General features: G+C 46.0%; 20 protein-coding genes and 1 pseudogene. 8 read left to right on the forward strand and 13 right to left on the reverse strand.

Annotated features, from left to right (window positions below):
• Positions 1-8: 8 nt before the first annotated feature.
• From ACMP1L_RS02000 to ACMP1L_RS02015, 4 genes are read right to left on the reverse strand one after another with little or no spacing between them, the layout of a single operon-like run.
• Positions 9-1,277 carry an AAA family ATPase gene (locus tag ACMP1L_RS02000; protein WP_418451862.1) on the reverse strand — a complete coding sequence of 423 codons (1,269 nt, stop codon included), beginning with the start codon at positions 1,275-1,277 and terminating at the stop codon, positions 9-11.
• A 54-nt stretch (positions 1,278-1,331) separates the two neighbouring features.
• Positions 1,332-1,658: a hypothetical protein gene (locus tag ACMP1L_RS02005; protein ID WP_418451863.1), complete on the reverse strand. Its 327-nt coding sequence runs from the start codon at positions 1,656-1,658 to the stop codon at positions 1,332-1,334.
• A gap of 14 nt (positions 1,659-1,672) precedes the next feature.
• Entirely contained in the window at positions 1,673-1,879 is a 207-nt protein-coding gene (locus tag ACMP1L_RS02010) for a hypothetical protein (protein ID WP_418451864.1), read from the reverse strand.
• Between the two features lie 35 nt (positions 1,880-1,914).
• The gene (locus ACMP1L_RS02015; RefSeq protein ID WP_418451865.1) at positions 1,915-2,064 is read right to left on the reverse strand and encodes a hypothetical protein; all 150 of its coding nucleotides are present in this window, start codon (positions 2,062-2,064) and stop codon (positions 1,915-1,917) included.
• 136 nt (positions 2,065-2,200) lie between these two features.
• On the opposite strand from ACMP1L_RS02015, the gene ACMP1L_RS02020 reads away from it, so the two are divergent.
• The gene (locus ACMP1L_RS02020; RefSeq protein WP_418451866.1) at positions 2,201-2,656 is read left to right on the forward strand and encodes a hypothetical protein; all 456 of its coding nucleotides are present in this window, start codon (positions 2,201-2,203) and stop codon (positions 2,654-2,656) included.
• Between the two features lie 739 nt (positions 2,657-3,395).
• Positions 3,396-3,767 carry a hypothetical protein gene (locus ACMP1L_RS02025; protein WP_418451867.1) on the forward strand — a complete coding sequence of 124 codons (372 nt, stop codon included), beginning with the start codon at positions 3,396-3,398 and terminating at the stop codon, positions 3,765-3,767.
• Positions 3,768-3,940: 173 nt separating this feature from the next.
• Here ACMP1L_RS02025 and ACMP1L_RS02030 read toward each other — a convergent pair whose 3' ends face one another.
• On the reverse strand, positions 3,941-4,153 hold the full coding sequence (locus ACMP1L_RS02030) for a helix-turn-helix transcriptional regulator (RefSeq protein ID WP_418451868.1): 213 nt from the start codon (positions 4,151-4,153) through the stop codon (positions 3,941-3,943).
• Between the two features lie 148 nt (positions 4,154-4,301).
• On the opposite strand from ACMP1L_RS02030, the gene ACMP1L_RS02035 reads away from it, so the two are divergent.
• Entirely contained in the window at positions 4,302-4,718 is a 417-nt protein-coding gene (locus ACMP1L_RS02035) for a helix-turn-helix transcriptional regulator (RefSeq protein WP_418451869.1), read from the forward strand.
• A gap of 14 nt (positions 4,719-4,732) precedes the next feature.
• Here ACMP1L_RS02035 and ACMP1L_RS02040 read toward each other — a convergent pair whose 3' ends face one another.
• The gene (locus tag ACMP1L_RS02040) at positions 4,733-4,978 is read right to left on the reverse strand and encodes a hypothetical protein (RefSeq protein ID WP_418451870.1); all 246 of its coding nucleotides are present in this window, start codon (positions 4,976-4,978) and stop codon (positions 4,733-4,735) included.
• A 28-nt stretch (positions 4,979-5,006) separates the two neighbouring features.
• Between ACMP1L_RS02040 and ACMP1L_RS02045 the strand changes: the two genes are divergently transcribed.
• The 4 genes from ACMP1L_RS02045 to ACMP1L_RS02060 all read left to right on the forward strand — a co-directional run bounded on the left by ACMP1L_RS02045 (position 5,007) and on the right by ACMP1L_RS02060 (position 8,150).
• Positions 5,007-5,663 carry a hypothetical protein gene (locus ACMP1L_RS02045; RefSeq protein ID WP_418451871.1) on the forward strand — a complete coding sequence of 219 codons (657 nt, stop codon included), beginning with the start codon at positions 5,007-5,009 and terminating at the stop codon, positions 5,661-5,663.
• A 15-nt stretch (positions 5,664-5,678) separates the two neighbouring features.
• A complete protein-coding gene (locus ACMP1L_RS02050) occupies positions 5,679-5,903 on the forward strand; it encodes a hypothetical protein (RefSeq protein WP_418451872.1) in 225 nt (74 codons plus the stop codon).
• A 64-nt stretch (positions 5,904-5,967) separates the two neighbouring features.
• Complete coding sequence (locus ACMP1L_RS02055) at positions 5,968-6,516, forward strand: Uma2 family endonuclease (protein WP_418451873.1); 549 nt, start codon at positions 5,968-5,970, stop codon at positions 6,514-6,516.
• 188 nt (positions 6,517-6,704) lie between these two features.
• On the forward strand, positions 6,705-8,150 hold the full coding sequence (locus ACMP1L_RS02060; protein ID WP_418451874.1) for a recombinase family protein: 1,446 nt from the start codon (positions 6,705-6,707) through the stop codon (positions 8,148-8,150).
• A 57-nt stretch (positions 8,151-8,207) separates the two neighbouring features.
• On the opposite strand, the pseudogene ACMP1L_RS02065 reads toward ACMP1L_RS02060, so the two are convergent.
• The 3 genes and pseudogenes from ACMP1L_RS02065 to ACMP1L_RS02075 all read right to left on the reverse strand — a co-directional run.
• Positions 8,208-8,306, reverse strand: a pseudogene (locus ACMP1L_RS02065) (manganese catalase family protein); the annotation flags it as partial.
• Entirely contained in the window at positions 8,306-8,563 is a 258-nt protein-coding gene (locus ACMP1L_RS02070; RefSeq protein ID WP_118733815.1) for a spore coat protein CotJB, read from the reverse strand. The gene ACMP1L_RS02070 and the pseudogene ACMP1L_RS02065, both read right to left, overlap by 1 nt.
• Positions 8,560-8,877 carry a spore coat associated protein CotJA gene (locus ACMP1L_RS02075; RefSeq protein WP_418451875.1) on the reverse strand — a complete coding sequence of 106 codons (318 nt, stop codon included), beginning with the start codon at positions 8,875-8,877 and terminating at the stop codon, positions 8,560-8,562. Before ACMP1L_RS02075 ends, ACMP1L_RS02070 begins: the two co-directional genes overlap by 4 nt.
• 156 nt (positions 8,878-9,033) lie before the next feature.
• Between ACMP1L_RS02075 and ACMP1L_RS02080 the strand changes: the two genes are divergently transcribed.
• Entirely contained in the window at positions 9,034-9,351 is a 318-nt protein-coding gene (locus ACMP1L_RS02080) for a hypothetical protein (RefSeq protein WP_418451876.1), read from the forward strand.
• Between the two features lie 40 nt (positions 9,352-9,391).
• Here ACMP1L_RS02080 and ACMP1L_RS02085 read toward each other — a convergent pair whose 3' ends face one another.
• The 4 genes from ACMP1L_RS02085 to ACMP1L_RS02100 all read right to left on the reverse strand — a co-directional run bounded on the left by ACMP1L_RS02085 (position 9,392) and on the right by ACMP1L_RS02100 (position 12,557).
• A complete protein-coding gene (locus ACMP1L_RS02085) occupies positions 9,392-9,937 on the reverse strand; it encodes a Uma2 family endonuclease (protein WP_177303525.1) in 546 nt (181 codons plus the stop codon).
• Between the two features lie 98 nt (positions 9,938-10,035).
• Entirely contained in the window at positions 10,036-10,446 is a 411-nt protein-coding gene (locus ACMP1L_RS02090) for a CBS domain-containing protein (protein WP_118733811.1), read from the reverse strand.
• Positions 10,447-10,614: 168 nt separating this feature from the next.
• Positions 10,615-11,472 carry a peptidoglycan DD-metalloendopeptidase family protein gene (locus tag ACMP1L_RS02095; protein ID WP_418451877.1) on the reverse strand — a complete coding sequence of 286 codons (858 nt, stop codon included), beginning with the start codon at positions 11,470-11,472 and terminating at the stop codon, positions 10,615-10,617.
• 41 nt (positions 11,473-11,513) lie between these two features.
• The gene (locus ACMP1L_RS02100; protein ID WP_418451878.1) at positions 11,514-12,557 is read right to left on the reverse strand and encodes a SpoIID/LytB domain-containing protein; all 1,044 of its coding nucleotides are present in this window, start codon (positions 12,555-12,557) and stop codon (positions 11,514-11,516) included.
• Positions 12,558-12,642 lie beyond the last annotated feature (85 nt).

Below are 12,642 nucleotides of genomic sequence, written 5' to 3' on the forward strand. Positions count from 1 at the left end.
TATACCTCCTAAAATACTCCAGGCTTCCATCCTGTTTTTTTCTCTTCCTGATCCGGATGTTCCTGTCCTTCCACATAGCCATCGCTAATGATTACAGAGCATTCGTCTCCAGTGCTGACCCGGGTCGCAATAGCCTGCAGTCCCTCTGTCTCCAGCCACTTGCCAAACTCCTGCAGCGTATCCAGATCCATCTGTTCCAGCTTGTCCAGAAGCACAAAGCCGCATTTCGGATTCAGCTTGCGGACGATGGCCGTAGCAACCTTTAACTGATCAGATCCGGACATGCAATCCCACTTGGCTCCGTTATAGATCAGCTCGCCGTCCTGTACGGAAAGGCCAGGAAGCGGAAGCTCCGCAGATGTAAGCAGATCTGCTTTTTCCTTGCGAACATCTTCCAGTTCCAAAGTGTACTTTCTATACTGATTCCGGTAATTCTTCGCATCTTCCTCCGCTTTGTCCTTATCCAGGTTTGCGCGGACTTTCCGGTTGATCTCATCAATCTCAGCCAGGTTCTTCTCTAGCTCCGCCGTGGATTCATCATGGAGATCCGCTGCAGATAATCTTGCTACCCGAACTTTTTCCTCGATTTCCGTCTGTCGGCGAAGAAGTTCTGCCAGCTGATCGTTGATCCGCTGCTGTTCCTGCTCCAGGGTGTGAAGGTTTTCTCTCAGACGCTGGTTCTCTCCATTTCTGGCAAGAATCTCCTGCTGCTGACGGATCAGCTCCGCAGCCGCAATCGGCTCGTCCGGAGCATCCGGGAAATACGGCTGTTCTTTGGCATACTTTTCTTTCTGATCAGCAATGCGTCCGATTGCCTGACGAGAGTTGAAAATCTCCGCTTCCTTCTTTTCCAGCTCCACAATCGTTGCATCCAAACCGATAATATGTAACAGAGTCTTTGCCTTTTCTTTCCCGTTGGCCTCCATAAAACGCGGCAGGTCCAGGGCAAGCTGCTCGATAAATTCATTTAAGAGCTGCTGGCCAGCCTTCTTACCAGATGGATCCGTTACCTTCAGATCACTGTTTTTTCCCTTACGTTCCACGATCAGACCGTTGTCCATCACGATCTTAAGATTCGGAGGAATCGCAGAACCTTCGCGCTGCGCCTGAGAGGGGCGGAATCGCTCCCCGCCCAACGCCCATGCAATCGAATCGAGGACTGACGTTTTTCCCTGATTATTTTTGCCACCGATGATGGTCAGGCCATCCTTTGTCGGTTCGATCTTTACCGCTTTGATGCGCTTGACATTTTCAATCTCGAGTTTATTAATCTTCATGATTTTCTTGACTCTCCATTTCTCCCAACTTATAATTGGGGTGTGAATATATTTTTATTTACCCGATTCCCCGGAAGTTGCCGCTTCTGGGGTTTCTTCTTTTTCTGCCGACTTTAGAAAGACAATCGTCAGTGCGTCGCCATAACCAAATCCTGCAACATTCCAGCATGTTACTTCCAAGTTCTTTACTTCCGGCCACCATTCGGTCTGCGACATACAAGTCGGCTCTCTGCGCCGCCATTGTGCCTTAGTTTCTTCCCAATCCTCATCCGGCAGCACGGCATAATCAAAACTTCCCTCATACAGAAACGGCTGACCATCCTTGTAAATAGTGAAAGTTGCATGCCCATCAATTGGCTTTACAAACTGCTCCAGCGTCATCTCCTCACCTCCTTTCACATTCCTGCCAGTAACGCGCTGGCCACGCATCCCGCAAACATCGCACAGATGCCAAACATCACCTTGCCCGCCAGATCATCCAGATCAAGTTCCGGTTCCGGCTCTGGTGCATCCTCGACCAGGTAAAACACCGGATCACTCCGGCACTCCACATAGCTGAGCATCCGCGGGTGCTTAGCCTGGATAAAGTTAAACTTCGCCATCGTTCTCTCCTTTCTGCTTGTCCACCAACCCGCCATCAGGCGGTTTTTCTCTTGTATCCCACGGAAATCATCAGGTTATCCTGGATTCTTTCCGTAATTCTTTTGCGGTCTTCTGGAGTAAGGTCGGAAAACGGAATTTCCTTTCCATCCATCTCCAGAATGTTAACCACCTTAATTTTTCTCAAAAGGCATCACCCCTTTTTACGATATGCCGGACATCGGATGTCCGGTTACTGACGCATTGCTATTCCTGCGCTCCCGTCCTATAATGTACTTACAGGCTCTTCTGTTTAACCAAGTACAGAAGAAAGGAAAATTTTTATGTCTGACTTATCTCCGTTCCTGCATCCAACCGAACCTAAGACATCCGATGATTTAAATGAAATGAACAGGTTGACTGCAGAACTCGCAAACAAATTTGCTCCATCATATTTTGAAGTAAATAATGATGTTACTCTTACCGATGAAGAACTTGATGACTTACGTAATTTAGCTGCAGGTGATGCTACGCAGTTAATTAACTATCTTGATCCGCTCTTACGAGAAAAACAGGATAGTTTAAATCGGCAAGTCGAAGCTATCGAATCTATTGCATCCCAAGCACGTAACCTTGCTCAATCCACCGCCCGCGAGGCTAATATCCTAAAAGAACAGTTGGAATTTGCAAAATCTGAAGCTGAATCAGCTAAGAAAGATGCTCTGTTTGCAAAAGCTACTTCGATAATTGCCATCTTGATAAGCATCGCAGCCATCGTTGTGCCTATAATAATCGGATAATTAAAGCAATCCCGCTAATAACCAATGCCACCACCGCAAGCATTCCTGCTTCGAGGCTATTTTGGTGAGCTTTTTTGAGATCATTTACAAGTTCCTTCATATCATTTTGGTTAGCCACTGCAGTATTCTCACCTCCTACTCCGTTGTAAACAGGCAGTTAAATTGTTAATTTTCCTAGCATTTCCTGCTCCCATATGCTATACTTTTCGTATTTAATAAATTACGAATGGTGATGTTCCTATGAAAAAATATTTTTGTGACTGGAGCAATTACTTTTCTTTTGCTTTAGCATTGATTCCATCCTTTTTACTGTATGTCTTTAGCCCAGGCGATAGTGTCCCGTACATCGCATTCATCATTGCGTTCTTTGCGGCCTTCCTCTTTGCCTGGCTTTCTTACAAACTATACAGTGATTTGCGGCAAGTTGCTCTTACATACACTATTGAGATCGTTAAATGTACCAACAATCGCTGTCTTTGCAAACCTTGCCCATTTTTAAGTCATCATTCAGTTGTTTCATTTTTCGAGAATATTGATGGCTATGAGGAACTAATAACTTATGGATATGTCGAGACTATTACCAACAATGGTCTAGCCCAAATCATTTTATTCTCAAACGATGAAAAGAAAGAGGATCACTTTTCTCGCATTTCCAATCATTTGAGTTCCATAATAATCAAGCCCACTATAACTATCGAAACAGCTGAGACCATAACCAACTTAAACCTGGAGGTAAATTATGAAAACGATCATTAAAGTTGTACGTGTAATTGACGAATACAAGCTTGTCCTTAACATTGGATCTGATGACGGTGCTAAGCAAGGGCAAAAATATCTTATTTACGAAGTCGGCCCCGAAGAAATTTTCGATCCAGACACCAAGGAATCTTTAGGATTTCTTGAACTTGTCAAAGGAACTGGAATCATTACCCATGTACAGCCTAAAATGAGTACCATCGAATCCTGTATTTACGACAAATCTTCCTCTAAAACGGTACGCCGGAATCCTTTAGGCGTTCTTTCAGATTATGTCGAAACTGTTGATTCTAATCAGATACAGCGTCCGTTTGAAAACCCTAGGATCAATGATCTTGCTAAAAGGGTTAATTAAACACATAAAACTGCAACAATCGAATGATAAGCATCAACAATGATATGCTCCATCCGAATAAGCCACTAACCAAAAGCCGATATGACTTCTCGTTGTATCGGCAGCTTTTTTTTAATTTATTGCGTACCGTATTCAATAATTTCTCCACCGTCTTACCTCCTTCACATATCACTTTAAGTGGATTTCTTCGGTAAAAAAATATTATCAACCGGGATATTGTAAATCTGTGAAAGCATGTTCATATCCGAAAAAGACGGAACAGAAGTCCCTTTTTCCCAGTTAATAATTGTTCTTTTGCCAATTTTCATCCTTTTTGCAACATCTTCTTGCGTCATTTTAGCATTCACTCTGGCTGCTGCTAAACTGATCTGTATTACTTCAGGCAACTTTATTTCCTCCTTTCTCTGATCTGCATTTATCATACCATCACTTTAAGTGTGTGTCAACACTTTTAGTGAAACTATTTCACTTTCAATATTGCAATATTATCACTTTTGGTGTATTATCATTATAAAGACGAAGGGAGTGAACCTAATGCCAGAACAAGACTTTAATGCTGTATTTTCAAAACGCTTACGCCATTACTTATCTAAATATGATATGACCCAGGTTGAACTGGCAAAGAAACTGGGAGTTGGTACAACGTCCGTATACAATTGGTGCAATGGAATAAAAACGCCGAGAATGGATAAAGTGGATGCGATGTGTGACTTATTTCACTGCAATCGCTCAGATCTTATAGAAGAAAAAGAAACTGTTGAAAAATCTGACGAACCCTACTACCTCAACGATGAGACCCGCCAGATTGCCCAGGAAGCCTTTGAGAACCCGGAGCTTCGCACTCTCTTCCACGTAGCCAGAGACATTCCGCCAGAACGTCTGAAGGCCCACATCGAATTTATGAAGAGCCTGAAAGCTCAGGAAAAGGGTGACCCTGACGAACCGTGTTAGCATAAAAAGAGCCCCTAGCGGGACTCCTGGCGCATGATTGTTATGGTAATGGGCTGGGAAGTATCTACTACCCCGCCGCATGGATCTGGAGAGGCACTTATCGGGTGAAGGTCCCACAGGTAATCTCCCAAATAATCCAATAGGGTGATAAGATCTTCTTTCGTATAGACTCCGCTTATTTTCTTACCGTCACAATCAGTAAACGAAAACTTTGCTTCCAAATTTTTAGGAAACTGCGCATTTTCACGAACCATATTCATTGATACACCACCTTTCGAGGATAATGATATGAGAATTTTTCACAATTACTACGATATTTATTTATACATCGAGCCACTCACTGATGATGAACCAAATGCTCGTATTCAGCACCAGATTTCAAACTGCTTTTGCTTTTTAGAAGATTATCTTAATCTTACCACCAACCAATATATGCGTGTCAAGGAAAATAAAGAGAAATTGCGCTCACTGGAAGCTCATACCTGGGCACTCCACGATACAGCCAATATCTTATTTGGTGACTTGCACTTTTTACTTGTTGCTATGGACAAAGCATATACTCTATCTATAAAGCTTTTGAATCTGCTCGATGAATCAGAAACAGCATCTCTTCTGTCACACTCTGAACCCAGAATGAATATAAAGCACTTACGCAACAATCTGGAACACATGGATGAAAAATTGACTTCACAGGATCAAAAATATCAAGAATCCTGGTACTCTGATTCAGAATATCATAACTGGTTCAGTTCCCAATGGGGATCTCTGAATGACAATACAATTAAACTAGGATCCGGTTCTTTCGTTATTGAAGAAACTTCATTTACAGAATTATGGGAAACTTATGATAAAATTCTTTCCATAATCCAAGGCAAATATGTTTCCGTGAATAAAGAAACTGTGGACCGAATTTGGAATGGTCACAAAGGCCTCGAGTGGCATTAATTAAAGGAGAACGATATGAATAACCCACTGCTGACAGAAGCCATCGGCGTTTATTTTCTGGACATGGATACAGCCGTGGAGGAAGAAGTCCATCCGAATGAGGACGGCAGCTTCACCATTATCATAAACGCCCGGATAAGCCAGGCCCGGCAGATGATTGCCTATCAGCATGCGCTGGCACACATCATGCGGGATGATTTCAGTAAGACCGATGCGGATGAGATTGAGAAAGCGATGTGATCCGGCGCTGGTTGTTATAAAAAGGTTTTAAAACGCAACACTATCACAGAAAGGAAGTGTTCACATGCCATTATTAAAAGATCGCTACACCTCAGAAGATTACTGGAATCTGCCAGAGGGCGAACGTGCGGAACTGATCGATGGAAAATTCTACGATATGGCGCCGCCGAGCCGAATCCATCAGAGACTGGTTTTCACAATTTCAAGAATTATCGGAAACTATATCGCTGACCATCACGGCTCCTGCGAGGTTTATCCTGCACCATTTGCCGTTAACCTCGATGCAGATGATAAAGACTGGGTGGAACCGGATATCTCCGTGATCTGCGACCCGAACAAGCTGACTGACCGCGGCTGCTCCGGAGCTCCGGACCTCATCTTCGAGATTGTATCCCCATCTAGCCGCAAACTGGACTACGGAATTAAAAACGGCATTTATTCTCAGTCTGGTGTCCGGGAATACTGGATTGTGGACCCGGCCAAAGAGCGTGTTACTGTTTACCATTACGAAGATGATGCGGCTCCCGCAATCTACTCCTTCACGCAGGATATTCCGGTCGGAATCTATCCGGGGCTGACGATCAAAATTAATGATCTGTTGGAAAATTACTAAAACTGCATAAAATGAAAAACCGCCCGGTATTGGCGTACCGAACGGCTTTCCATAGATTTTCTTTTGCCGGATGCCCGGCTATGATAAATCCAGCTTGAACACCTGAATTATATCATTTTCCTGGGCGTCCTGCAAGGGGCGTTATTTTTGTACTCATTTTTAAGTAAAATACATAGGGAGATGATATTATGGCACCTACAGTTCTGCAGATTGGCGCCGCTTACATCCGCGTCAGCACGGATGATCAGACCGAACTATCACCGGATGCGCAGCTTCGGGTAATTAAGGAGGAAGCTACAAGAGACGGCTTTGTTATTCCGCCGGAGTATATATTTGTTGAGCACAAGGGAATTTCCGGTCGCAAAGCCAGCAACAGGCCCGAGTTCCAGCGCATGATTTCTATTGCGAAATCGCAATCCCCTGCCCCATTCAAACGGCTGTATCTCTGGAAGTTCTCACGCTTCGCCCGCAATCAGGAAGAAAGCACCTTTTATAAAAGCATCCTCCGGAAGAAATGTGGCGTGGAAATCAAAAGTGTGTCTGAGCCAATTATGGAAGGTATGTTCGGCCGGCTTATTGAGACAATCATTGAATGGTTTGACGAATACTACTCTTACAACCTGTCTGGTGAAGTTATCCGCGGCATGACTGAAAAGGCATTGCGGCAGGGATACCAGATGACTCCGCCGCTTGGATACAAAGCTGTGGGCGAAGGGAAACCATTTGTCATCAATGAAGACGCATACCGGATCGTAGAATTTATTTTCAAATCATATGCGGCCGGCATGGATATGTCAGCCATCACGCGCTACTGCAATGAACACCGTTGGAAAACGCAGCGTGGTAATCCTTTTGAGCGGCGCGGTATCCAGCGAATCCTGAAGAACCATTTCTATATTGGTGAAGTGGAATGGAACGGACACAAATTCCATGGACCTCATGAAACCCGCAGCAGCGTAAAAGACTGCTTCGAAACAGTTCAAAAACGCATCCAGGATGAATATAAACCGGCCAACCGCCGGGATGCATCCGCTTCTCTTCACTGGCTTGCCGGAATTATGGTTTGCGGCACCTGTGGGGCCACCCTGGGATATAACCGGGTGTTCTCCCAGAAACGGCCATCTTATTATCAATGCTGGAAATACGCCAAAGGAATGCACACAGGGTCCTGTTCCATTACTGCAGCGAAAGCAGAACGGCTTCTTCTTCAGTCTCTCAATGAGGTCCTGTCATCTCAGGCAGTTGAATATGAGCACATCCAGCAGGCACAATCAGATACCATATCAGAAAGAGAATTGATCGAAGCGGCTATCGAGCGGGTAGCTGTAAAGGAACAGCGTGTGAAGGAAGCCTATGAGGCCGGAATTGATACCCTGGAAGAATACAAAGGGAACAAACTGCGACTCGCAGAAGAACGCGAAGATTTACGGATGAAGCTGGAGAACATCTCTCCCGCTGCTGATCTGGATGATCCCGGACCGGATGAGATTTTGAGCCGGATCAAAAATATTTATGATCTGATTTCAAGTCCTGATGTGAATGATGAAACCAAGGGTAAAGCGATCCGGAGAATCGTGAAAAAGATTGTGTTGGATAAGGAAAAGGGAGAATTTAAGGTTGTTTACTACGCATAAAAAAGCCCCGGAAGCCGCATAAATAAAGGCTTTCCGGGGTTATTATGAGGTTTTACATTCTTGGCCACCATACTGACTCATAATAAACTGCGCCATTTTCGGATTCGGCTGTGTAATCTTTACCGGATACTGCAGTCTTTTTTCATATCTCCACATCAGCGTATTCCTCCTTCCCAGGGCCATGGGCCATTGATCCAGTTCCAGTTATTAAAATCGGCATCAGCGACCTGGAGTGGGCCATTGACCTCTTCATAGGATTTCATAGCCTGACGGTTCATGCGCCGGGCATTCTGAAAATACTGCATAGCCATTGGGCAGTCTGGATGAGTATCCAGATACAGGGTTGCCTCATCCAGGGCGAAGCCAGTTTCATATACAGCCTGCAGGAGTTTGTCATCGCATCCACACATCATCGGCACCTCCCCATCACGAACGGCAGATCCAGTTCCGGGAAAATGGTTCCCCGGGTTAGTCCGCGGCTCATATCGTACACCTGATTCCAGCGCTGCATAGGGACATAAGCCATCGCGATGGGCATATCCGGCTGCATGGGACGCTGGTCCACACATCCGCAGAAACTACCTGTCGAACGATTGTCTGCGCATCTGTCTGAATTGCCTGTCATACGCTGATTCACAGGACCACAGGAGTTCCCTGTATTAGTATGCAGCGGTTCCTGCAGATGAGGTCTCTGCATGCAGCCGCATCGGTTATTGGAATAATCCATGATCATAAATCCTTTCCAGAGTTTCTAGTACCATCTTATGTGAAAGCAGAAATAGCGGTGCATTGGAATCCACCATATGATAGAAAGCAGGGTTGTCACCCTTGTCTGCATTTGCTCATAAAATACAGTACAAACAGCAAAAAAGGAGATTTCGACATGTGTAGCTGGAATAATTGTGGCGGTTGTGGAAACAATGGAAGTTGCGGCGATGGCTGCGGTGGAAATGGCTGTAGACGCGGAGGTAACGGCTGGGGCGGATGCGGTAATAATTGCGGAGGCTGGGGTTGGAATAACTGGGGCTGTGGCGGCTCTAGCGGATGGAACCGGAATACAAGAGAAGCATTCCGAAATGGTTTCCGTGATGGTTATGATGCCGGTTTCCGTGATGGATTCCGGGAAGGACGGGATGATGACCGCAGGCCAGGCGGACCTGGTGGTCCTGGACGGCCGGATGGAGGCTGTGGATGCAGCTGAATTTAATATAGGGGGCTTCATGCCCCCTATTATTCTGCCTTCAATTATTTAATAACTCATCTACCGTAATATCCAGATCTGGATAAATTCCAACCGGGATTGACTGATCAAATGGATAAAAAACAGGAGCTGCATCTCCTTCGTAGCGGTACACCAGGGTACTTTTCCGCATTGGATCCACAATCCAGTACTCTTTTACTCCTGCTTCCAGATAAAGTGCGTTTTTCTTAATGTAATCCGTTTTACGGCTTGCCGGTGAAACAATCTCAACCACCAGATCCGGGGCTCCAATGCAGCTGCGTTCTGTGAGTTTCTTTTTATCGCACACAATCATAACATCTGGTTCCACCCAGTTTTTATCGTCTGCATCGAGATTTACTGCGAATGGTGCTGTCAGCGTGCGGCAGGAACCACCTTTGGACTTAATGTAATTCCGAAATGTTGACGCAATTTCAATGGATAAAGTCTGATGCGTCAAGCTGGGCGGAGCCATGCTATATAATTTACCATCAATCAGTTCTGCCCGCTCATTTTCAGGCAGATTCCAGTAATCTTCTGATGTATAATGATCTTTCAATAATGGCATAGAAACACCTCCTCTATGTAAAGCATATCGTAAATTTTACAAATAATCAACCCAAAAGACCGGGCAGTCATTTCTGATCTGCCCGGTCTCTCTTCCTTTTAGTTTTCCTTTTCCAGCTTACTATAACAGTATTTAATAATATCTTTTCTTGTAACCATCCCGATGAAGAACCCCCGGTCATCTACCACCGGAACAAAGTTCTGGTTCAGAGCCCGGTCGATCAGGTCTTCCATTTTACATTCTACGGAAACCGGTTTGTAGTCCACACGCCGCGGAATTGACGCGATGGGCGCGTTTTCTGCTTCTTTGAAGTTCATCTGGTATTCTTTCCGGATTCCCCAGAGCAGGTCTCCTTCCGTAATGGTTCCGACGTAGGTGCCGTCTTTTGAGAGCAGCGGGATGGTGGAATAACGGAAGCCTTCCATCTTGTCCAGTGCCTGGCGCACCGTATCATCTTCGTAAATGTGAGCTACCTCGCTCTTTGGAGTCAGAAAAAACAGGATATTCATAGTTCACCTCAAATTGTATTTTTCGCAGCACTGCAGCCCGGCGAATGGAGCAGGCGCAGCTGCCTTTCATCTTATGCCAGAAGCATATCATACAATTTCGACCATTCTATGAACAAATTATAAAAACTTTCGTAAATGCGCGGCCCTGCTGAACCGTTACATACATTCTTACTCCAGGTAATCTAACGGATCTACCGTTTTATCCCCGTGGCGCATTTCCAGGAAGATGTTGCTTCCCTCGATAGTATAATATTTGGTTGGTTCTGCCACATAGCCCAGAAGCTGTCCGGCTTCCAGATATTCTCCCTGCACGGCGGTGATTTCTTTTAACTGGCCGCAGGTGACTGTGTAATCATTGCCAAGGTCCAGGACCAGATAATCACCAATCTCCTCATTGTTTCCTGCTTCCAGTACCCTTGCGGCAGCCGGAGCATACACCGGGGTGCTGACCTCACTCTGGATGACCAGGCCCGGATTGCATTTGTACTGTTCCAGGGTCGGAAAATAGATGGTGGAATCCATGCTGTAATCCAGCAGGACATTGCCTCTTGCAGGCCACATCATCTTGCTGGTATCAGCAAAGTTTAATACCAGCGCGGTGGCAGCACTTCCGCCTGCACCGGCCTCTCTCACGGCCGGATCTGCCCCGTCATCCTTTGTACCATTTGCTGTAAGTCCGGTATTCTGCCCGTTTCCGGTCTCCGGTCCTGCTTCCTCTGCAATGTGTCCCTGCTCGTCGGCTGCATTGTCCTGATTAGACGCTGCTTCAGCCAGAATCTGCTCCTCCTGTGTAATTTCGGATTCGGAATTCTCCGCATTGGAATTTCCTGCAACCGGCGCCTGATCTTTTGCTTCCTCTGCAAAATATTCATCCTGCCCCTGCATGTCCACATATGGTTTCTGTTCCTGTCCGTTTCCTCTTCGAATCGTAACGATGCCTGCTGCGGCAACCATAGTCAGCAGGCCCAGCACCAACATGACCAGGAATAATTTATCCCGGAACATCTGATTCATTTTTTCTTTCACCGTTTATCACCTCGGTAGTAGTTTTGCCAAAGTACTTTTTCTTATTCAGTCACCAGTGAAATATTTTTGTAATAATAGTTCAAAATGTCGGAATAGCTCCATCCTTCCTCTGCCATGGCCTGGGCACCATTCTGACTGAGGCCGTAACCGTGGCCGCAGCCTTTCACTGTAACCTTGATCTTCCCTGATGTTCTGGTGTCGATGGTAAAACAGGTGGATGGCAGATCCAGCGCGTACTGGACATCATCCCCGGTGTAGGTGCGCGGACCGATCTTGATCTGCAGCACATATCCGGCATCGTCCCGCTTTACAATCTGGATATCGGAAGAAAGGCGCTCTGGATCGAGAGATGGGGCGTCACTGAAATTTTTGATGCGCTGCGCAAATTCCGATGAACGGAAGGATACTTCCGACTCGCTTCCCACGACATCCCATTTACTCTCCACCGACTGCAGATACGGATAATCTGCCTCCCCGGTCCGTGTCCGTCCGGCGCTCCGCTCATGAAATAATGGCAGAATATAACGTTCCTCATATTTCATAACCACTCCTGCCGTGGCTTCTGCCGCCTGCCTGCATTGCTCCAGGCGTTTTGCCAGTTCCTCCTTCTGATGCACGGTCAGTGTATTCCCTGCCCGAGCAGTATCATCTCCCAGATAATCGAGATCCAGCTCCTCTTCCTGTATTTCCTCCCGATCGCCCATCTGACGGTATATGTAGGTGCGGGCAATGACTGCCTGGCACTTCAGCGCTTCCATCCCCATTTCCGGACCGATCTGGCAGACCATAACGCCCGGAAGATAATCTTCCACCGAAAGATAGGTGCGGACACCGTAGCGTTCCAGAATGATGCGACGGGAATATGCCTCTCCATCCCCCTGATCCACACTGTGAGAATTCCCATTCCATCCCGCTGTTTCTTCTGAACCTTTCTGATTATTTTCGTAAACCACACTTTCAGAAATCACGTTCTGATTTTCCTCTTCCATCTTCCACCCGGCCTGTCCCGCCGCATGCATACAGAGAAGTGAAAACATCCAGGAGGCCACAAACACCACTGCAGCCACGATCCCGATTTTGCGCATAAAAAATCCCTCCGTCAGTTTAATCTACGGAGGGATTTCTAATTTTATTCCTGAAATTTTCTACGCATGAACCACGGGCTTTTTC

It is taken from the genome of Ventrimonas sp. (genome assembly GCF_048380235.1).
Lineage (GTDB): Bacteria > Bacillota > Clostridia > Lachnospirales > Lachnospiraceae > Brotaphodocola.

What these genes read in the sequence shown, in the direction of transcription:
- ACMP1L_RS02000 (WP_418451862.1), bottom strand. Translation starts at nt 1,277, where the DNA reads ATGAAGATTAATAAACTCGAGATTGAAAATGTCAAGCGCATCAAAGCG.
- ACMP1L_RS02005 (WP_418451863.1), bottom strand. Translation starts at nt 1,658, where the DNA reads ATGACGCTGGAGCAGTTTGTAAAGCCAATTGATGGGCATGCAACTTTC.
- ACMP1L_RS02010 (WP_418451864.1), bottom strand. Translation starts at nt 1,879, where the DNA reads ATGGCGAAGTTTAACTTTATCCAGGCTAAGCACCCGCGGATGCTCAGC.
- ACMP1L_RS02020 (WP_418451866.1), top strand. Translation starts at nt 2,201, where the DNA reads ATGTCTGACTTATCTCCGTTCCTGCATCCAACCGAACCTAAGACATCC.
- ACMP1L_RS02025 (WP_418451867.1), top strand. Translation starts at nt 3,396, where the DNA reads ATGAAAACGATCATTAAAGTTGTACGTGTAATTGACGAATACAAGCTT.
- ACMP1L_RS02035 (WP_418451869.1), top strand. Translation starts at nt 4,302, where the DNA reads ATGCCAGAACAAGACTTTAATGCTGTATTTTCAAAACGCTTACGCCAT.
- ACMP1L_RS02040 (WP_418451870.1), bottom strand. Translation starts at nt 4,978, where the DNA reads ATGAATATGGTTCGTGAAAATGCGCAGTTTCCTAAAAATTTGGAAGCA.
- ACMP1L_RS02045 (WP_418451871.1), top strand. Translation starts at nt 5,007, where the DNA reads ATGAGAATTTTTCACAATTACTACGATATTTATTTATACATCGAGCCA.
- ACMP1L_RS02050 (WP_418451872.1), top strand. Translation starts at nt 5,679, where the DNA reads ATGAATAACCCACTGCTGACAGAAGCCATCGGCGTTTATTTTCTGGAC.
- ACMP1L_RS02055 (WP_418451873.1), top strand. Translation starts at nt 5,968, where the DNA reads ATGCCATTATTAAAAGATCGCTACACCTCAGAAGATTACTGGAATCTG.
- ACMP1L_RS02060 (WP_418451874.1), top strand. Translation starts at nt 6,705, where the DNA reads ATGGCACCTACAGTTCTGCAGATTGGCGCCGCTTACATCCGCGTCAGC.
- ACMP1L_RS02070 (WP_118733815.1), bottom strand. Translation starts at nt 8,563, where the DNA reads ATGATGTGTGGATGCGATGACAAACTCCTGCAGGCTGTATATGAAACT.
- ACMP1L_RS02075 (WP_418451875.1), bottom strand. Translation starts at nt 8,877, where the DNA reads ATGGATTATTCCAATAACCGATGCGGCTGCATGCAGAGACCTCATCTG.
- ACMP1L_RS02080 (WP_418451876.1), top strand. Translation starts at nt 9,034, where the DNA reads ATGTGTAGCTGGAATAATTGTGGCGGTTGTGGAAACAATGGAAGTTGC.
- ACMP1L_RS02085 (WP_177303525.1), bottom strand. Translation starts at nt 9,937, where the DNA reads ATGCCATTATTGAAAGATCATTATACATCAGAAGATTACTGGAATCTG.
- ACMP1L_RS02090 (WP_118733811.1), bottom strand. Translation starts at nt 10,446, where the DNA reads ATGAATATCCTGTTTTTTCTGACTCCAAAGAGCGAGGTAGCTCACATT.
- ACMP1L_RS02100 (WP_418451878.1), bottom strand. Translation starts at nt 12,557, where the DNA reads ATGCGCAAAATCGGGATCGTGGCTGCAGTGGTGTTTGTGGCCTCCTGG.